Source organism: Bacillus sp. 2205SS5-2, assembly GCF_037024155.1.
Lineage (GTDB): Bacteria > Bacillota > Bacilli > Bacillales > Bacillaceae_K > Bacillus_CI.
Genome location: NZ_JAYKTS010000016.1, coordinates 77,950 through 97,864 on the forward strand (window position 1 = coordinate 77,950; position 19,915 = coordinate 97,864).

The 19,915-nt window shown below is 40.8% G+C and carries 20 protein-coding genes and 1 pseudogene; 18 read left to right on the plus strand and 3 right to left on the minus strand.

Annotated elements, in window-relative coordinates:
• Positions 1-97 precede the first annotated feature (97 nt).
• From U8D43_RS12160 to prmC, 12 genes are all read left to right on the plus strand, one after another.
• The gene (locus U8D43_RS12160; RefSeq protein WP_335871449.1) at positions 98-472 is read left to right on the plus strand and encodes a response regulator; all 375 of its coding nucleotides are present in this window, start codon (positions 98-100) and stop codon (positions 470-472) included.
• A 247-nt stretch (positions 473-719) separates the two neighbouring features.
• Positions 720-1,577 carry a class II fructose-bisphosphate aldolase gene (locus U8D43_RS12165; protein WP_335871450.1) on the plus strand — a complete coding sequence of 286 codons (858 nt, stop codon included), beginning with the start codon at positions 720-722 and terminating at the stop codon, positions 1,575-1,577.
• Between the two features lie 529 nt (positions 1,578-2,106).
• Positions 2,107-2,748, plus strand: a complete 642-nt coding sequence (fsa, locus tag U8D43_RS12170; protein ID WP_335871451.1) for a fructose-6-phosphate aldolase — start codon at positions 2,107-2,109, stop codon at positions 2,746-2,748.
• A 194-nt stretch (positions 2,749-2,942) separates the two neighbouring features.
• Positions 2,943-4,229, plus strand: coding sequence for a UDP-N-acetylglucosamine 1-carboxyvinyltransferase (gene murA, locus U8D43_RS12175; protein ID WP_335871452.1), 1,287 nt, complete (start codon positions 2,943-2,945; stop codon positions 4,227-4,229).
• A 105-nt stretch (positions 4,230-4,334) separates the two neighbouring features.
• Positions 4,335-5,300 carry a class II fructose-bisphosphatase gene (gene glpX, locus U8D43_RS12180; RefSeq protein WP_335871453.1) on the plus strand — a complete coding sequence of 322 codons (966 nt, stop codon included), beginning with the start codon at positions 4,335-4,337 and terminating at the stop codon, positions 5,298-5,300.
• A gap of 620 nt (positions 5,301-5,920) precedes the next feature.
• Positions 5,921-7,195 (plus strand): transcription termination factor Rho, encoded by a 1,275-nt coding sequence (rho, locus tag U8D43_RS12185; protein WP_335871454.1) that lies wholly within the window; start codon positions 5,921-5,923, stop codon positions 7,193-7,195.
• A gap of 190 nt (positions 7,196-7,385) precedes the next feature.
• Positions 7,386-7,586, plus strand: coding sequence for a 50S ribosomal protein L31 (gene rpmE, locus U8D43_RS12190; RefSeq protein WP_335871455.1), 201 nt, complete (start codon positions 7,386-7,388; stop codon positions 7,584-7,586).
• 227 nt (positions 7,587-7,813) lie between these two features.
• Positions 7,814-8,428, plus strand: a complete 615-nt coding sequence (locus tag U8D43_RS12195) for a thymidine kinase (RefSeq protein ID WP_335871456.1) — start codon at positions 7,814-7,816, stop codon at positions 8,426-8,428.
• A 258-nt stretch (positions 8,429-8,686) separates the two neighbouring features.
• Positions 8,687-9,121, plus strand: a complete 435-nt coding sequence (locus tag U8D43_RS12200; RefSeq protein WP_335871457.1) for a hypothetical protein — start codon at positions 8,687-8,689, stop codon at positions 9,119-9,121.
• Positions 9,122-9,849: 728 nt separating this feature from the next.
• A complete protein-coding gene (locus U8D43_RS12205; RefSeq protein WP_335871458.1) occupies positions 9,850-10,746 on the plus strand; it encodes a DMT family transporter in 897 nt (298 codons plus the stop codon).
• Between the two features lie 199 nt (positions 10,747-10,945).
• Positions 10,946-12,016, plus strand: a complete 1,071-nt coding sequence (prfA, locus tag U8D43_RS12210; protein ID WP_335871459.1) for a peptide chain release factor 1 — start codon at positions 10,946-10,948, stop codon at positions 12,014-12,016.
• Entirely contained in the window at positions 12,016-12,882 is an 867-nt protein-coding gene (prmC, locus tag U8D43_RS12215) for a peptide chain release factor N(5)-glutamine methyltransferase (RefSeq protein ID WP_335871460.1), read from the plus strand. Before prfA ends, prmC begins: the two co-directional genes overlap by 1 nt.
• A 360-nt stretch (positions 12,883-13,242) precedes the next feature.
• Here prmC and U8D43_RS12220 read toward each other — a convergent pair whose 3' ends face one another.
• Together U8D43_RS12220 and U8D43_RS12225 are read right to left on the minus strand one after the other, a co-directional pair.
• Positions 13,243-13,371, minus strand: a complete 129-nt coding sequence (locus U8D43_RS12220; protein ID WP_335871461.1) for a hypothetical protein — start codon at positions 13,369-13,371, stop codon at positions 13,243-13,245.
• A 20-nt stretch (positions 13,372-13,391) separates the two neighbouring features.
• Positions 13,392-13,535: a hypothetical protein gene (locus U8D43_RS12225; RefSeq protein ID WP_335871462.1), complete on the minus strand. Its 144-nt coding sequence runs from the start codon at positions 13,533-13,535 to the stop codon at positions 13,392-13,394.
• A 133-nt stretch (positions 13,536-13,668) separates the two neighbouring features.
• Between U8D43_RS12225 and U8D43_RS12230 the strand changes: the two genes are divergently transcribed.
• Positions 13,669-14,820 carry a DUF2927 domain-containing protein gene (locus tag U8D43_RS12230; RefSeq protein WP_335871463.1) on the plus strand — a complete coding sequence of 384 codons (1,152 nt, stop codon included), beginning with the start codon at positions 13,669-13,671 and terminating at the stop codon, positions 14,818-14,820.
• Positions 14,821-14,920: 100 nt separating this feature from the next.
• Here U8D43_RS12230 and U8D43_RS12235 read toward each other — a convergent pair.
• Positions 14,921-15,650, minus strand: a pseudogene (locus U8D43_RS12235) (IS630 family transposase); the annotation flags it as partial.
• Positions 15,651-15,784: 134 nt separating this feature from the next.
• Between U8D43_RS12235 and spoIIR the strand changes: the two are divergent.
• From spoIIR to U8D43_RS12260, 5 genes are all read left to right on the plus strand, one after another.
• Positions 15,785-16,447, plus strand: coding sequence for a stage II sporulation protein R (gene spoIIR / locus U8D43_RS12240; protein ID WP_335871464.1), 663 nt, complete (start codon positions 15,785-15,787; stop codon positions 16,445-16,447).
• Positions 16,448-16,663: 216 nt separating this feature from the next.
• Positions 16,664-17,107 carry a GNAT family N-acetyltransferase gene (locus tag U8D43_RS12245; protein WP_335871465.1) on the plus strand — a complete coding sequence of 148 codons (444 nt, stop codon included), beginning with the start codon at positions 16,664-16,666 and terminating at the stop codon, positions 17,105-17,107.
• A gap of 251 nt (positions 17,108-17,358) precedes the next feature.
• Positions 17,359-18,405, plus strand: a complete 1,047-nt coding sequence (locus U8D43_RS12250) for an L-threonylcarbamoyladenylate synthase (RefSeq protein ID WP_335871466.1) — start codon at positions 17,359-17,361, stop codon at positions 18,403-18,405.
• Positions 18,406-18,549: 144 nt separating this feature from the next.
• Complete coding sequence (locus tag U8D43_RS12255; protein WP_442893601.1) at positions 18,550-19,071, plus strand: manganese efflux pump MntP; 522 nt, start codon at positions 18,550-18,552, stop codon at positions 19,069-19,071.
• Between the two features lie 360 nt (positions 19,072-19,431).
• Complete coding sequence (locus U8D43_RS12260) at positions 19,432-19,869, plus strand: low molecular weight protein arginine phosphatase (protein ID WP_335871468.1); 438 nt, start codon at positions 19,432-19,434, stop codon at positions 19,867-19,869.
• The last annotated feature ends 46 nt before the right edge of the window (positions 19,870-19,915 follow it).

Consider the following 19,915-nt stretch of genomic DNA (forward strand, 5'->3'; position numbering starts at 1 on the left):
CACTTATGGAGTGGGTCAAGCAAGTTGATGGATGTATCATATTGTTGGGAAGCTTAATAAAAGGGTATGATGTAGTAAAAATAGAGATAGAGGTGAGATGATGAAAGAAAAAATCCTCATCGTGGATGATCAATTTGGAATCCGTATTCTACTGAATGAAGTGCTTCAGAAAGAAGGATATCAAACTTTTCAAGCTGCGAATGGTGTTCAAGCTCTTGATATTGTAGACAAAGATTTCCCTGATCTTGTCTTATTAGACATGAAAATACCAGGGATGGACGGTATTGAAATTTTAAAACGAATGAAGAAAAAATATGAGAACATTCGTGTAATCATCATGACGGCTTACGGAGAATTGGACATGATTCAAGAAGCGAAAGATTTGGGTGCAATTACTCATTTTGCCAAACCGTTTGATATTGATGAGATTCGCCAAGCAGTAAAACAGCATGTGACATCACCGTCTAAATAGGGCAAAATATTTCTAAATTGTGAATGAGTCAGATAAGCGCTTTCATTCAAGCGGAGCGGGGAAAAGTAGAAAATTTCTTAAAATATAAAATTGTACATTTTTTGTCATCTAGTTAAAGTCATTGGTAAAACACTTGTGAATTTGGTATCATACTATTGAATTCCTTTCAAGAAGCAAACTGTAGGGAAATTACATAACAAATCCTTTCCGCTGTTTTATTCTTGATAATACTAAGGAGGAAAATATTATGCCTTTAGTTTCAATGACCGAAATGCTAAAAAAAGCAAAAGAGGAAGGCTACGCTGTAGGACAATTTAACTTAAACAATCTTGAATTTACTCAAGCAATTTTACAAGCAGCTGAGCAAGAAAAATCTCCGGTAATTCTTGGAGTTTCTGAAGGTGCAGCTCGTTACATGAGTGGTTTTAAAACGGTAGTAAAAATGGTAGAAGGTCTTATGGAAGATTTAAATATTACAGTACCAGTGGCAATTCACCTTGACCACGGTTCAAGTTATGATAAATGTAAAGAAGCAATCGATGCAGGTTTCACTTCTGTCATGATCGATGCTTCTCATCACCCATTTGAAGAGAATATCGAAACAACTTCTAAAGTTGTAGAATATGCTCACTCAAAAGGTGTTTCTGTAGAAGCTGAACTAGGAACTGTTGGTGGACAAGAAGATGACATTATCGCTGAAGGTGTTATCTACGCTGACCCAACTGAGTGTCAAGAACTTGTCAATCGCACAGGTATTGATACACTTGCACCAGCATTAGGATCTGTACACGGTCCTTACAAAGGTGAACCAAACCTAGGGTTCAAAGAAATGGAAGAAATCGGTGCAGCAACAGGCGTTCCACTAGTACTACACGGTGGTACTGGAATTCCAACTGCAGACATCCAAAAGTCCATCTCTTTCGGAACGGCAAAAATCAACGTAAACACTGAAAATCAAATCTCTTCTGCAAAAGCAGTACGCGAAGCACTAGCTGCAAGCCCAGAAGAATACGATCCACGTAAATACATGGGACCTGCACGCGAAGCAATCAAAACAACAGTAGCAGGAAAAATGAAAGAATTCGGATCATCAGGCAGAGCGTAACAAGAAAAGCGGAAGTGGCTGGTCTGGGACGGCAGGCATCTGGCAGAACACGGAGTGAAGCCTGCTTCACGTAGTGGTCTGGCAAATGCCCGAGTCCCAAGCCACTGCAGCTGGACAAGAAAAGCGGAGGCGGGTCGCACAGCAGCGACGGGCAAATGTTGGTTCACGTAGAAGGTCCAGACCTTCGAAGTGGAGCGTTATTTGACCCAGAGCTGCTACCCGCCGCAGCTGGACAAGAAAAGCGGAGGCGGGTCGCACAGCAGCGACGGGCAAATGTTGGTTCACGTAGAAGGTCCAGACCTTCGAAGTGGAGCGTTATTTGACCCAGATCAGTTACCTGCTCCGTAGCTAGCCAAAACAAAAAACATTTGAAATATAAACCTATATACACCAAGAAAAGAAACCGCCTTATATTAAGGCGGTTTCCGTGCATTTCTAAATGATTGAAAATTGTGTCGTTTTGTGATGAAATGGTAAAGTATATGTAAGTGAAATAGTAGTGAATAAAAGGAATGGGAGAGATTTTTCTATGAAATTTTTTATTGATACAGCAAATATGAACGAAATTAAAGAAGCGTTTGAGTGGGGGATTTTATCAGGGGTTACAACAAATCCATCGCTTGTAGCGAAAGAAAAAGATGTATCTTTTCATGATCGCCTGAAGGAAATTACAACGTTAGTACCTGGGTCCGTTTCGGCAGAAGTCATTGCTTTAGATGCGGAAGGAATGCTCAAAGAAGGTAGAGAGCTTGCCAAAATCTCTTCGAATATCACAGTTAAAGTACCGATGACACCGGATGGCTTAAAAGCTGTGTCAGTCTTTAATAAAGAGGGAATAAAAACGAATGTCACTTTAGTGTTTAGTGCCAATCAAGCTTTACTGGCTGCCCGTGCCGGCGCAACTTATGTTTCACCTTTTTTAGGCCGATTAGATGATATTGGTCAAGACGGATTAGATTTAGTTTCTGAAATTGCTGAAATTTTTGCCATTCATGATTTGGATACAGAAATTATTGCGGCATCGATTCGCCACCCGCAGCATGTTACTGCGGCAGCTTTAAGAGGTGCTCACATCGCCACTATTCCATTTAAGGTATTGAACCAGCTCTTTAGCCACCCGTTGACAGATAAAGGAATTGAAGCATTTCTTAATGATTGGAATAATCGTTAATAATCTTAATTTTAAGACATTCGTAATCTGATTTTGAATTAATTACTTTATGTACACAATAGGGAATACGTAGAAATACCAGATAGATTTACAGGTAATTTATTCCTAGTAATATGTTTCGATGGCTATTTTGTTGGATTCGTCTATGTATAAGAAAGACATAATTCACCATAGAAAAAGGAAGGGAGTCAATTATGGAAAAGCTAAAAATTGCAGGAGGCTACCCGCTTAAAGGTGCCGTGAAAATTAGTGGTGCTAAAAATAGTGCAGTAGCCCTAATTCCGGCCACGATTTTAGCCGACTCTCCAGTAACAATCGAAGGTTTGCCTGATATTTCAGATGTGCAGATGCTTAAAGCATTGCTTGAAGAAATAGGAGGGAGCGTATCGTTAGAAGAGGGAACGATGACCGTGAATACAGACGATATGATCTCTATGCCCTTACCTAGTGGGAAAGTAAAAAAACTACGAGCTTCCTACTATTTAATGGGAGCGATGCTCGGTAAATTTAATAAAGCTGTCATCGGACTTCCAGGAGGTTGCCATTTAGGCCCTCGTCCAATTGATCAACATATCAAAGGTTTTGAAGCTTTAGGAGCAGAGGTTACGAACGAGCAAGGTGCCATCTATCTTCGTGCTAAAGAGCTTCGAGGAGCAAGAATTTATTTGGATGTTGTCAGTGTGGGAGCGACGATCAATATCATGTTAGCGGCCGTTCGGGCAAAGGGTCAAACCATCATTGAGAATGCAGCTAAAGAACCTGAAATCATTGATGTTGCGACACTTCTGACCAATATGGGAGCAAAAATTAAAGGCGCTGGAACAGATGTGATTCGCATTGACGGTGTTGAAAAGCTAAGTGGATGCCGTCACACAATTATTCCAGATCGAATTGAAGCCGGAACTTTTATGATTCTAGCAGCCGCGATCGGAGAAGGCATCTTAATCGATAATGTCATTCCATATCATATGGAATCCGTTACAGCCAAACTTCGTGAAATGGGCGTTCCTGTAGATACCGGTGATGATCAAATTTTTATTGGAAAAGCGGAAAATCTCAAATCGGTAGATGTTAAAACCCTGGTTTATCCTGGTTTTGCTACTGACTTACAGCAGCCTTTTACTTCACTATTAACGAGAGCTAAAGGGTCAGCAATTGTAACAGATACGATTTACTCAGCTCGTTTTAAACATATTGACGAACTAAGAAGAATGAACGCCAATATAAAAGTAGAAGGTCGATCAGCGATTGTAAATGGTCCTGTTCAGCTTCAGGGGGCAAAAGTAAAAGCAAGTGATTTACGTGCAGGAGCGTCTCTCGTGGTAGCTGGTCTGATGGCGGAGGGTGTCACAGAAGTTACTGGCCTAGAGCATATTGATCGTGGTTATAGTGATTTAGTCGATAAACTCGAAGGTTTAGGTGCGACTGTTTGGAGAGAAAAGCTCTCATTCGAAGAACAAGAACAAATGGAAAACTCATAAAATAGTGAACTTCACCCATTTCCGTCAAATGTGTTACAATAATCCTCTTTAATGTGTTATACTAATAAAAAATATAGGGCATTGTATTACAGGGGGAATTTTATTATGGAAAGAAGTTTATCAATGGAATTAGTACGAGTAACAGAAGGAGCAGCGCTTGCTTCTGCTAGATGGATGGGAAGAGGTAAAAAAGATGAAGCAGATGATGCAGCCACTTCAGCAATGCGAGATGTATTCGATACAGTACCGATGAAGGGAACTGTCGTAATCGGTGAAGGAGAAATGGACGAGGCTCCAATGCTGTTTATTGGGGAAAAATTAGGGACAGGCTATGGACCAAGAGTGGATGTAGCTGTTGATCCATTAGAAGGAACTAATATCGTCGCTTCTGGCGGTTGGAATGCACTGGCAGTACTAGCAGTAGCCGATCATGGCAATCTATTGCATGCTCCTGATATGTACATGGATAAAATTGCAGTGGGACCTGAAGCGGTTGGGGCTATAGATATAAATGCTTCAGTAATTGATAACTTAAAGGCTGTCGCAAAAGCAAAAAACAAAGACATAGAAGACGTTGTCGCTACCGTATTATATCGTCCGAGACATGAGGAGATTATCCGCCAATTAAGAGAAGCGGGAGCGAGAATTAAACTAATTAACGATGGTGATGTAGCAGGAGCCATTAATACAGCTTTTGATCATACGGGTGTTGATATTTTGTTCGGTTCTGGTGGCGCCCCGGAAGGAGTATTAGCTGCAGTCGCTCTCAAATGTCTTGGAGGAGAAATTCAAGGGAAGCTTCTGCCTCAAGATGAAGCAGAGGCAAAACGTTGTATTTCCATGGGACTTGATGTGGATCGTGTGTTAAGAATGGAAGATCTTGTTCGAGGAGATGACGCCATCTTTGCTGCAACCGGAGTAACTGACGGTGAATTGTTACGTGGTGTCCAACTAAAAGGTTCGCATAGTCTGACTCATTCTGTTGTTATGCGTGCCAAGTCAGGAACGGTTCGCTTCGTCGATGGTCGACACAGCTTAAACAAAAAGCCAAATTTAGTAATAAAACCTTAGTGAGTTCCGAATGAATGTTTTAATCGTCGCTGTTTATTCAACTTTCTGATGAGGTCAGCGGCGGTTTTACCTTTTTTCGTCTCGATTTAGCAATAATGGTTTGAAAACTGAATACCGGGACCTCTTTCATGCTTCGCTCTTTTTTCTGACGCTTGCGCCTTTATTTATTTTAGGATTGATTAAGTCCTAGCATAAAGGTTAAAATAGAAATTACTTTCATCCTTCAATTAAATGATAGAAAAAACTACTTCTCGTCTTTCTTCTTTTATATAAGGCTCTTTTCGTATATATAGTTCCTATAATATATAATTGCTATTTAATTTAATTTTCGCTGGAATACTCCATTGTGGTATTTATTTCTTTCGAAAGCATACGGAGAGATGTGCCGTATACGGTCTTTTAACGGAATGAATATTGCTTCGAATAGCAACAAACTTTGCGAAAACATCCTTTATTATTCGCCATTACTAACGAACCATTCATTAATTTGAAACTTCATTATTCAGGGGCTTCACTTTTTTGTAATCGTAAGAGTTGATCACGATGAACTCAAGTGTGACGATAATAAGTCCTCAACCCGATGAGAGAATTCTTTTAAAAAAATAAGGTGTGGTGTCAACATGAATGAATTAACTATTTCACGTTTAGAAAACATGAAATTAAAAGAATTGTATGAGCTTGCGAAAGAATTTCGTATCTCCTACTACAGTAAGCTATCGAAAAAGGAATTAATTTTTGCTATTTTAAAAGTTCGCGCTGAGCGAGAGGGCTATTTCTTCATGGAAGGCGTTCTCGAAATCATTCAATCCGAAGGCTTTGGATTTCTTCGCCCAATTAACTATTCCCCAAGCTCTGAAGATATCTACATTTCTGCTTCTCAAATCCGTCGTTTCGATCTTCGAAATGGAGACAAAGTATCCGGTAAAGTGCGTCCACCGAAAGAGAATGAGCGCTATTTCGGATTATTACATGTAGAAGCGGTCAATGGTGATGATCCAGAATCAGCTAAAGAACGCGTTCATTTTCCAGGCTTAACGGCACTGTACCCTGATCGCCATATTACCCTTGAAACAAACCCAACCAATTTATCAACAAGAATTATGGATATTATGGCCCCAGTAGGATTTGGTCAACGTGGTCTTATCGTTGCCCCTCCAAAGGCAGGTAAAACCATGCTAATTAAGGAGATTGCGAATAGCATTACAACCAATCATCCTGAAGCGGAACTCATTGTTTTACTTATTGATGAACGTCCAGAAGAAGTAACCGACATTGAACGCTCGGTAGATGCTGATGTCGTGAGTTCTACGTTCGATGCTGTGCCAGAGAACCATATTAAAGTAGCAGAATTGGTCTTAGAACGCGCAATGCGTCTTGTGGAGCATAAACGTGACGTTGTCATCTTAATGGATAGCATTACCCGTTTAGCTCGAGCGTATAATCTAGTCATTCCTCCAAGCGGTCGTACGCTATCAGGGGGGATTGACCCAGCGGCATTTCATCGCCCAAAACGATTTTTCGGTGCTGCCCGTAATATCGAAGAGGGTGGTAGCTTAACCATCCTAGCGACAGCATTAGTGGACACGGGCTCTCGAATGGATGATGTCATTTATGAAGAATTCAAAGGTACTGGAAATATGGAGCTTCATTTAGACCGTTCTCTTGCAGAGCGACGTATTTTCCCTGCTATCGATATTAGACGTTCAGGTACACGAAAAGAAGAGCTGTTAATTCAACCGGACCATCTTGATAAGCTATGGGCAATTCGTAAATCGATGACAGACTCGCCAGATTTTGTGGAACGTTTCCTACGTAAACTGCGTCACTCAAAAACAAACCTAGAATTCTTTACAAAGCTACATGAAGAAATGCATTCTTCAGGAAAACGAACATAACGGTAGTTTAATCAAAATGAAATAATAGCTAAAAAAATTTCCAGCAAACTTTAGTAAACATCGGTTGCAATTAAAAACTTCACTTGCTATAATGATGTCAGTGTGTTTTTAATGTAATGCAGTTTTCTCTGACTGCATGGGAATATATAACTCTGTTTCGAATGATTCAGGGCGGGAGGAGATGAAAAGAATGAAAACTGGAATTCATCCAAATTACAAAAAGATCAATGTAACTTGTGCATGCGGTAACGAATTCGAAACTGGTTCTGTTAAAGACGAGCTTCGCGTTGAGGTATGTTCAGAATGTCATCCATTCTACACAGGACGTCAAAAATTCGCTACAGCGGATGGACGTGTTGATCGTTTCAACAAAAAATACGGAATCAAGTAATACGTATCTGAAAACAGGCAAGCAGCATAAGTCCTTGCCTGTTTTTTATTACAATAGGTTCAGTGAAAAAGAGGCAGTCTAATTTAGGCTGTGCCTCTTTTTTTCTGTCATTAGTTGGATTGTTCGCCATAGAACAGGGTAACCTGCTTACATAGATGCTTCTACTATGCGCAGTAGAAGTCGTCGCCCTGATAGCTAGACTTGAACGAGGAAGGGGAGGCCGTTTCATGTATCTCATGAAGCAAACAGGTTGGGTAGAAGTCATTTGCGGTAGCATGTTTTCTGGGAAGTCAGAAGAACTAATTCGCCGGGTGAGGAGAACTCAATTTGCGAAGCAATCAATTATGGTTTTTAAACCTAGAATAGACAATCGTTATAGTGAAGAATCTGTTGTCTCACATAATGGTACATCTGTTATTGCCAAATCAGTAGAGAAATCTTTGGATATCGAAGGACTTGTTACAGCGGAGGTAGACGTTGTCGCCATTGACGAAGTTCAATTCTTTGATAAAGAGATTGTACAAGTTGTCGAAAAATTAGCGAACAGCGGTCATCGTGTGATAATAGCGGGTCTTGATCAAGATTTCCGCGGAGAACCATTCGGTCCCATGCCGAAACTAATGGCCGTTGCTGAACAAGTGACCAAATTACAAGCTGTTTGTTCTGTCTGTGGCTCTCCTGCAAGCCGAACGCAGCGTTTAATAGAAGGCAATCCAGCTTGCTATGATGACCCGATTATTTTGGTCGGTGCATCAGAAGCTTATGAGCCAAGATGCCGCCATCATCATGAAGTGCCAGTGGGTGTTAGTGTGCATGCCCAACAATCATTAGACAATCTTTAATCCAGCTCTAGCTGGGTTATTTTTTTTGATTTATTCATTGAAGAAGAGTTATTTTGAAAATTGTTTGTTTTTTGGGATATATGCCACATTTGGGGAGGTATTGGTTGCAGTAGAGTGTATACAGTTTTTTTGCAGAGATGATTCAAATTAGTTTGAATAAGATCGTTTTTATCTATATGTACCCCACTCTTCATTCTTAATCTAACTTCGCATATCTCCCTATGGTTAGGAGAACATAGGGAGAGGAGGTTGAAGATTATGTGGAAACTACCGCTTTCTATTTTTACCATGTTGTTAGTCATCAGTGGCTGCGGGGTGGAGAATGACAATTCTTATTCTCAGGTTCAAGATGAATCTGGGCGTCAATTTGTGAACAATGATCTAGGGGATATGAATGATCAAGATGCTCTTGATACAAGGCAACAAACGAATCAAAACCCTAATTTTATTGATTTGAATCGTTCGCAGCCTACACTTGGGTCAGATGTGGAAAAAGCGCGTGAAGTCATCGAATTATATACCGATTACGCACCTGGATCGGTTTGGATGAACGGGCAGAAAATGTGGGTGACAGCTCATACAGACAAACGACTTAGTGATAGTAACAGGGAAGTTCTAGAGGCGAAGCTACATAAACGATTGATAGCTGCCCTCCCTAGTTATAAAATCGATGTTAAAATTGAAGGAAAATGATGTCAGAGTGAGATATCTTTATACTTGTAGAAGTCTCCATGACATTACACGTATACATTGAAGTACATAAGAAAAGCTCAGAGTTTTTGCTCTGAGCTTTTCTTATGTATAAATAAACGCTACTCCAACTGTTCAAAAATTCGTTGCCTCTCAAAAACACAAAAGAAGCGCCAACTTTAGGTATTTAGAATTCACCTTTCATCTTTCTTTTTGGCTCTTTTCGTATACATTGTTGCTCTTGACACAAAGAAAAAACAGGCAGTAGGGTTTTTTCGATTGATTTCTTCCTATTTATCTAGAAATGAAGATTTTTTCATGAGGAAAAGAGCACGAAGTCATAAAAGTCAAGGGATTCCTTCTTATTCGAAAAGCCACAATCTTTGCGAAAACAGCCTTCTTTTTAAACCCTTCTTTTTCGTAGCGATAACTGCATGTATTTTCCCCTTATTTTTAAGGAAGTTTATTTGAAGCTATTCTTAAAATATGAACAAAAATTTCCTGTTTATTCTGGAAGTTACAAGCATTTAGAGCGAGATTCGTTCACCTGTAAAAATCCCGTACCTTACCTATCTGTGAGAGAAGAGTTGAAATAATTCATCCTATTCTCCCCAAGAAAAAAATAGAGTAAAATAAAGGAAAACGTGGTAGGGTAGAACAAGCTATTCTTAATTTTAGGTGGAGTTTCCATCAATATATCATTCGGATTTTCAGAGAGGGAGAAATAAATTTTGTCAGTAAAAGATACAGGTGCCTTATTTTTACTTGCGGCATTATGGGGTGCTTCATTTTTATTTATTCGTGTATCATCTCCAGCGATTGGACCTGTTCTTACAATGGAACTCAGGGTGTTTATCGCGTTTGTTGTCTTGTTTGTCTACAGTCTTATTTTTAGAAAAAAATTGAACATTAAGCGTTACTGGAAGCAATTCATCGTGATTGGAGCGGTGAATGCAGCTTTGCCGTTTACGTTAATTGCGATTGCGGCTATCGAGTTGAATGCTTCGATGACAGCGATATTGAATTCAACGACACCGATATTTGGGGCTTTGATGGCTGCGATATTCCTCAGAGAAAGCTTAACTAGAGGGAAGTGGATAGGGCTTGTATTGGGGATGGTCGGAGTTACAGTGTTAATGGGCTGGAGTCAGCTTCCGTTAACTACTATTGTGATTCTATCTGCTCTTTGCTCGATTTTGGCTGCCTTAAGCTATGGCATTGCGGGTGTGTATATTAAGAAGTATTTTAGCGGGGTGGACTCGTTGTCGATGGCGGTCGGACAGCAGCTTTCAGCTTCACTGTTATTGCTTCCGTTTTTGTTTTTCTTTCCAGTGGAAGCAAACTGGTCACCTACTGTTGTAATATCCATCATCCTACTAGGCGTGTTCTGTACAGCGTTCGCTTTCTTAATTTATTTCTATCTCATCACAGAAGTTGGACCGACAAAAACCTTAAGTGTGACGATTCTTGTCCCGTTATTTGGGGTCGTTTGGGGTTCGGTATTTTTGCAGGAAAAAATCACTTGGGGAACCATGGGTGGGTTGCTAATCATATTATGTAGCATCACTTTGATTACAGAAGGACGATGGAGTTCGTTGAGGAGGAGTCGCGTTCGAAACAGCATATAACCGCTAATCATATCTGTGTAGAGGAGATTTTCTGAGTTTTTTGAGGTAATCAATGCCGAGATGGGGGCTTCAATTTTATTGCTCTGAAGAGAGTGATAGGAAAAAATAGACATCGCTCGTCAAGGGATAGAATGTTGTCATGTAGAGAAGAGTATACTATACTTATAATGTTATGGACTAAAATTTGAGGTGAATATCTGTGTTTGATCGTTTACAAGCAGTAGAAGACCGTTATGATAAGCTAAATGAGCTATTAAGTGATCCAGAAATCGTGAATGACCCGAAGAAATTAAGAGATTTTTCGAAAGAGCAATCAGGCATCCAAGATACGGTAGAAGCCTATCGTCAATATAAAGAAATAAAGGAACAACACAGTGGTGCGAAGCTGATGCTTGAAGATAAGCTAGATGCGGATATGAAAGAGATGGTGAAAGAAGAGATCTCTGAATTAGACGAACAAATCGAAGTGCTTGAAGCACGTTTAAAAATCCTACTAGTTCCAAAAGATCCTAATGACGATAAAAACGTAATCATGGAAGTGCGTGGTGCAGCAGGCGGAGACGAAGCGGCTCTATTCGCTGGCGATTTATACCGTATGTACAGTCGTTTTGCCGAGGCTCAAGGGTGGAAAACAGAAATTATTGAAGCGAGCCCAACCGGACTGGGTGGTTATAAAGAAATCATTTTCATGATTAATGGAAATGGTGCTTTTTCAAAAATGAAATACGAAAACGGTGCACATCGTGTTCAACGTGTTCCAGAAACCGAATCAGGTGGACGTATTCACACATCAACAGCTACTGTGGCTTGTTTACCAGAAGCAGAAGAAGTGGAAATCGAGATTCATGATAAGGATGTTCGAGTGGACACATTCGCTTCGAGTGGACCTGGAGGACAAAGTGTTAACACGACGATGTCAGCTGTTCGCTTAACTCATATTCCAACTGGAACGGTTGTATCGTGTCAGGATGAAAAATCCCAAATCAAGAACAAAGACAAAGCGATGAAGGTTCTTCGTGCACGTGTATACGATAAATTTCAACAAGAAGCACAAGCAGAGTACGATGCACAACGTAAGTCAGCCGTAGGTTCAGGTGACCGTTCTGAACGCATTCGTACGTACAACTTCCCGCAAAACCGTGTAACCGATCACCGTATCGGCTTGACGATTCAAAAGCTTGATCAAATTCTTGAAGGCAAACTGGATGAAGTGATCAACACATTGATCATGGAAGATCAATCCAAAATGCTAGAAAGAATGGAAGACTAATGAGTTCCTTAAAAGTATTCGAAGCCCTCGCTTGGGCTTCTTCTTTTTTAAAGAAGAACGGACGAGATGAAAATGTAGGAGAGCTCTATTTACGCCATTTACTGAGATGGAGCCGTTCACAGCTGTTTGCGAACACGAGGGAAATCGTGGCAAAAGATGTATACGTAGAATTTCAGCAAGGAATTCAGCAACATGGAAAAGGAACACCGATTCAATATTTAATTGGAAGCGAAGAGTTTTACGGCCGTTCGTTTCTGGTCAATGAGTCAGTCCTTATTCCGAGGCCTGAAACGGAAGAACTGGTCAACCATAGCTTAAACAAGCTTGCTCAACTGTTCCCTGGCGAATATGCATTATCGCTGGCGGATATTGGTACAGGAAGCGGAGCCATCTCGATTTCAATGAAGCTTGAGCAACCAGAATTAACAGTGTATGCCTCCGATCTTTCCGGAGATGCTCTAGCGGTTGCAAAACAAAATGCAGCTGCACTTGAAGCGAAAGAGATTACCTTTTTTCATGGGAATTTGCTGCAACCGTTTATTGAGAGAGAGCTGAAGTTGGATATTATTTTAAGTAACCCACCGTATATTCCTGAATCGGATCGTTCCTGGATGAGTGAGGTTGTGACGGAGCATGAACCATCCTCTGCGCTTTTTGCTGGGGAAGATGGCTTGGATTTATATCGGCAATTTATGGAAGAATTACCACGAGTCATGGCAGATAAAGCGCTAATCGGATTTGAAGTTGGAGCTGGTCAAGGTGAAACTGTTGCGGAATTGTTGCAAGAAACGTTTCCAAACGCTGGGGTTGAGGTCGTATTCGATATCAACGGCAAGGACCGAATGGTGTTCTGTACGTTAACGTGACGGATCCTAATGATGGTAGAATGGAATAGCAGCGAAACGAGCGAGGGAAATTTTTGCTCGTTTTTTTGTGGAGAGAAACCAGGAAATTTCATTGAAAGTTTTACCTTATTTCAACATACTTATTATAGTAAGAACACAGTAGCAAAATGTGAAACAAGAGCCTATCAGATTTCATAACCATTGTTGCAATTGAGTTTATTCGTCGATAAATTCCTCTATTTCCCCAGTGGTTTCATGTCGGAAAATATGAAAAAGTAGAGTTTTTTTGCGAAAATAAATTTTTTAAGAAAAGCTGAAAAGCGCCTGAGACTAGTCCCATTCTTATAATTGGCGTCGATATGTGGGTATTATCTGCTTTTATTATGGCTCTATCATCTGATTTTTGATTACATCGCCTATTTCACTAGGTGTACTGTCAGATGCCTGCCGTCCCTGGGCAGGCACTTCCGCTTTTCGTGATCCAGCTGCAGTGGCTAGGGACTCGGGCATTTGTCAGCCCACTACGTGAATCAGGATTCACTGCGTGTACTGCCAGATGCCTGCCGTCCCTGGACAGCCACTTCCGCTTTTCGTGATCCAGCTGCAGTGGCTTGCGGCTCGGGGTCAAATGAATAACCCTCCAGCGATGCAGGCATCACCTCCGAGTTCTTCATTTGCCTGACGCCGCAGGGCAGCCACTTCCGCTTTTCAAAGCTTTATCACCGTATGTAGGCTGGTTTGAGAAGTAACAAACTATTGGAAAGCAGCCTTTCTTATTAATAATCCTACAGGAAGAAGTGAGTCTATTTGAAAAGGATCTGGTGGATTAGCATTGTTTTCCTCCTTTCAGGTTGTATCAAAAATCCTACTATATTAATAGATGGTGTTGAAGATCAGAGCGTGTACCCTGACACTCGAATCATCGAAATCGATGAGAAAATGGCAGGAGAGTACACCATGTGGTTGAATGGAGAAGAAATTCAATCTGGCCATGAAGTTACCCAAAATGGCGAGTATCATCTAAAGGTTCAAGCGAAAAAGTGGTGGAAGGAACAAGTCGCAGAACTCTCTTTTCAAATAGATGATCAGCCACCCAAAAATCCCTTTCGTTGGAAAAACCCTCTAGCTATCTACTATTTACAAACGGATTTTAGCTTTGAAAAAGAAGAAAATGTTACCTATGATGTCCAGTTAGATGGAAGGCCTTATGATGTGAACGAACCGGTTACGGAAGAAGGAGATCATCAGTTAGATATCGTTGCTCGTAAAGTGAATGGTCTGGTTTTTGAAAAGAGTATCACCTTTACCATCGACAATGCTACCTACTCTCGTGAAACGATAGACCTTTTTCGTTCATATATGTTTGAAACTGGTGATGTGCGAATAGACCGGCTGATAAAGTGGGGCAAGGATGTAACGGTGAATATTCATGGGCAGGCTACGGAAATTGATGAGGAGGTTATTGGCTTATATGTGGAGAAATTGAACGCATTGCTGCCCCTGACCCTTCGCATCACAGGAGCAGAAGCGGAAGAGAGTCAAAACCAGCTGGATATATATTTTGTACCGGCTACCGAATTTTCACAACATGGCTTTAATGAAGCAATTAGGGTAGGGAATGTCCAAGTCGTCGGCTTTGCCCAACCAACTGCTGTCTCCTATTATGGCGTCATTTCAAAAGGAAAGATTGTAATTGCCACGGATACAGATCAACAGCAGCGTAAAACGACGATTCTGCACGAGCTTGTTCATTCATTGGGATTATTCAATCACTTCGAAGATGACCCCAATAGCATCCTCTATCCCTATAACAACAACGGAATCACAGAGCTTAGCGAAAAAGATAAGCTGATGATTGAGCTTCTTTACCGACAAGACCTTCAACCAGGGATGAGTATGTATGAAATAGAAGATCGTCTGAAGCCAAGAATTATCGAACAGGATGATTGGTCTAATTGAGATAAGAACTAAGGCTAGCTTCGCAAATTATTTTGTGAAGCTAGCCTCTTTGAAAGATAAGAAAGAAAAAATTTCGATCTATATATACGGTAAAAAATATTTAGAATTGCATGCACAGCCGATTCATAGTGACTTCTGGCGTTTTATTGATGTGACGAACAAACCCTTGAACAGCTTTACGTATTTTTTGAACAGAATCAAAGAATACATTGTTGATGACAGATGATTTTAACCAACCCCAAAGTTCTTCAATCATATTAAGGTTTGGACTATAAGGCGGAAGGTAGACCAAAGTAAGAAGGTTCTTATGTTGTTCTAAAAACGGTTGGTTACGTTTTGCATGATGAATTCTCGCGTTATCTAAAATCATGACAATCTTTTCTCCATTATATTTATCGATCACCTTTTCGAGAAAGGACAGGAATTCCTTGGCCGTATAGCGCTCTTCCTGGATACAGAATACCTCTCCTGTCTCGTAATCCAACGTACCAATTAACTTTGCACCCCAATGTTTTCCATAGGTCGGAATGATCTTTTGTTGACCTTTGGCAAACCAAGTTCGTGATAAAGCTTGATAGTCTCGAATCATGGATTCACCCTCAAATAAGATGCGGTCTATTTCCCCATCTAGGAGTTTTTTTAAGCTGTTTAAACTCTTCTTTGAACGCTTCTTGTTTGACAGGATCAGCTTTAGCCAGTGTATATGTTGGTTTGGTGAAGCTCAGATTGAGACGGTAGAGCAATGCCCGCACGCCACGATCTGAGTAGGAAATGTTAAATTCCTGCTTGATCCATTTGTTTATGATTGGAGCCGCCCTGTTTAACAAAGCTATCTCGAAAAGAAAACTTAAGTTCAAACGATATAGACTTCCTCCTAATCTATTATTTTTTCAAATAATTCAACTTGCTAGTTTAAGAAGTCAGAAAATTGCCCACAATGGTACTAGAGAAGGGGGCGAAGAAAATGAAGACAAAATTAGTGGTGTACGCATACTTGGTCATGTTGTCACTGACAACGGTGTTGAGTTTATATATTCCGAAACAAGAAGCGGCAGCTGAGGAGATCAGCGTTATCCCTGATGAAGCGATTCGCCTCCGAATACTAGCTAACAGCGATTCGCAAGAGGATCAAGACTTAAAACGAAGTATTAGAGATAAAGTAAATGAGCAAATTACGCTGTGGGTGGAGGAGTTAACGACCATTGATGCCGCTCGCCAAACGATTCAAAAAAACATACCAGCGATTGAGCAGATTGCTGAAGATGTGATGGAGGCCGAGGGAATTTCACAAGATGTTTCAATCAATTTCGAACAGGTGCAATTTCCCACAAAACTCTACGGCCAATATCTATACCCAGCAGGAGAGTATGAAGCGATTTTGATTACACTCGGAGCCGGTAAAGGAGCGAATTGGTGGTGCGTTTTGTTTCCTCCCCTATGCTTTCTTGACTTTTCAAATGGAACAGCGGTAAGTGACGGATTTGAAACAAAAGTAGAAGCAAGTGAACTCGAGAAGAAGTCTGTAGAGGAAGAAGAAAAGGGTCGAGCTGAAGTTGTTTATGTAGAGGATGAGGAACCAGAAATCAAATTCTTTGTGGTCGAGTGGTTAAAAGGATTATTTTCATAAGATCTGTGTTATTAAACAACATTACTTTTCGAATAAAGCCATCATTGCCATACTACTTTCCTCATCGTAAAAAGTAAGAGCTGAAAAAAATCAATAGCTGTGTTTTCTAGGCTTGAGCAACAGATTTTTAGTAAGAATCCTAATAAATCAAGGGTTCTATTTTTCCCTCTCTTACATAAATATGAAATGAGAGATTAGGAAAGAGAGGGAGTAATGATGAATACGGTGAATGTAGCAAATAGTAGTGATAGAGATAAAATAGAGAATTTTTTAATGAAAGCAGGCTTAAGTGTGGATGGGGTTTTGGAGGAGGGGAATCCGTTCTTTATTATGAAAGACGAACAGGAGAAGATCGTCGGCACATTAGGAATAGAGATTCAGGCGAAGAAAGGCTTACTTCGCTCGCTCGCCATCGCACCCGCTGTCCCAGAACAAGACTTATTCACACTTTTTGAAACGGCTCGAATGGATTCACGTGAACGAGGACTTTCGACAATTTACTTAGCGACGAATAAAGCTACATCAGTGGCGTTGTTTCAATTTTTAGGATTTGAGCTGTTGGATGCGTCTGCTCTACAGTCTGAGTTAAGTCATTTTACGTATTTGGCGAAACTTGAAAATATGCAAAGTACATTTTTAATGAAATGTGAATTGAAGTAGAAATGGGGATGAATTTGTGGGAAACCGAATAACTTTATGAAAAAAGCGGTATTTTCTGAAAGTTATTCACAACTGTCCACAGAGTTATACACATTTCAAATGTTTTTACCCACAATATGTGGATAACGCTTGAATAATTGACTTTCATCTTTTATACTTGCAAAGGATAATTTTTAATAAAATAGGGTAAGATATGTTTTTATTCTAGATAATATGATGATATGAACATGCAAGAAATAGGGAGAAAAGTTATGAACACAAAACGATGGAATGTGGATACTTTTGTGGATAAGTTTATTTTTTATCCACAGATTGTCGAAGCAGCTCAGATTTTAAGAGAAAATGACGTAGTAGCTTTCCCGACGGAGACGGTTTATGGGTTAGGTGCTAATGCGTTAAATAATGAAGCTGTAAGTAAAATTTTTACAGCAAAAGGAAGACCGAACGACAACCCGCTAATTGTTCATATTGCCAAAAGAGAACAATTAGATGAACTGGTCAAACAGGTCCCATTTGCAGCAGAGAAACTAATTGAAGCCTTTTGGCCGGGTCCACTAGCGATTATTCTTCCTGTGAAAGCAGGTGTTTTGTCAGAAAAGGTGACAGCTGGTCTTGAGACGGTAGCAGTCCGAATGCCCGACCATCCGATTGCTCTTTCGTTAATTGAAGCGGCTGATGTTCCAGTGGCGGCTCCAAGTGCGAATTCCTCGGGAAAGCCAAGTCCTACAACAGCTCAGCATGTGTTAGATGATTTATTCGGGAAGATTGCTGGAGTCGTAGACGGTGGTGAAACGGGTGTTGGAGTCGAGTCGACGGTAGTGGATTGCACAACCGATATTCCGACTGTATTACGACCGGGCGGAATTACGATGGAACAGCTAGAAGAGGTAGTGGGCGAAATTACAGTCGATCCTTCTTTACAAGAAGGAAAGGGTACCCCAAAGTCACCTGGAATGAAATATACTCACTATGCTCCAGATGCCCCGTTACTTCTATTTGAAGGAGACCAAGAAGCTCTTCAACAAGCAGTAAATGATTTGCGCGCTCAAGGGAAAAAAGTAGGCGTGTTAGGGACGGAAGAAACGACGGAGACTCTAGAAGGAGCGTTCGGTATTTCTTGCGGAAATCGATCCAATCCACAAACGGTAGCGCAAAAGCTATATCATACATTACGCTTGTTTAACGAGGTGGATGTAGATATTATTTTAGCCGAGGTTTTTTCGAAAGAAGGCGTCGGTTTGGCGATCATGAATCGATTAGAAAAAGCGGCAGGGTATTGCTATTATACAAAAGATTGACAAAGAAAACCGGGTGTTTTGGAACTCCGGTTTTTTGCGTTTTAGACGTTGTTCTTTTTCACTTTGGAGATGCATAAATTGGTCTTAGGCATGTCCGAAGGAGGAAGAAAAGTGACGACTTATTTTGGAGAGTTGCTGACGTTAATGATCATGGCGTTCGCCTTAGGAATGGATGCCTTTTCAATAGGAATTGGAATGGGGATGTTTCAGCTTCGATTAAAGCAAATCTTTTACATAGGTATCACAGTCGGACTTTTTCACGTGATCATGCCACTTGCAGGGATGGTGACGGGCAAGTATTTATCGGAGACGTTTGGTGGTTTTGCTTCGCTTGCGGGCGGGGTGCTGCTTGTGGTGCTCGGTATCCAAATGTTTTGGTCTTCGTTTCGTGAAGGGGAGGAATCGATGCTAGCACCCGTTGGAGGTGGCTTGGTTCTTTTTTCGTTAAGTGTCAGTTTAGATAGCTTTTCAGTGGGATTAACACTTGGAATTTACGGAGCAAGAACGGCGATGGCGGTCCTATGCTTTGGTGCTGTGGCGACGTGGTTAACCTGGACGGGTTTACTTATTGGTCGAAGGGTTGGCGATTGGCTCGGAATGTATAGTGAAGCGCTCGGAGGTAGTATTTTATTTTTCATTGGAATAAAAATGCTTTGGGGCATGTAGGGATAGGATGAATGTTGGGGATAGTAGGGGAGGAATAATGATGCGCTTTAATGTGTATAAGTACCTGGATCTTCACTACTTTTCGTAGGGATTCAGGATGCGATTGAACAGAGAAAGGTGGCCAAGTCCACATCCGCGATTGGTGGATCAATTAAATTTTGTATATACATCTGCTGGACATGAAGGCTATCTTGCTAAGATGTTTCAGGTTCGCTCGCCTTTGGTGGAGGTGATTCCCTTTCGTGAGAGTTTTTTAATCACACATATTAAGTAGCCGTCACGAGAAATTGACGGTTTTTTGCTATAAATTCGTAGCTACCTCATGTAAAATGAGAAAAGGAAGTCAGAGGAGGATGAACAATGAAAATATTATTTGTTTGTACAGGGAACACATGTCGAAGTCCTATGGCTGAAGCGATATTAACACAAAGTAAACGGGAGTGGACCGTGAAATCGGCGGGAATATTTGCTACTGACGGCGGTCCTGCCTCAACAGGTACTAAACAAGTTCTTCGAGAGAACGATATAATACAAGAGCATTCTTCTCGTATGTTACGACGTGATGATATCGATTGGGCAGATTATATTTTCACGATGACATCCAGTCATAAACACGCGATCAACCAACAGTTTCCGCAAGCAGCAGATAAGATGTTTACTGTGAAGGAATTCGTGACGGAGCATCCGTATGATCGAGATGTGTCCGACCCGTTCGGTGGTAGTGTGGAAATCTACCGTAAAACGTACAAAGAATTACAAGTGCTCATTGATTTATTGCAAAAGAAACTAGAGAAATAGGTCTTGGAAGGAGAAACAATTGTGGGGAACCGGGAGAAAAAAATGT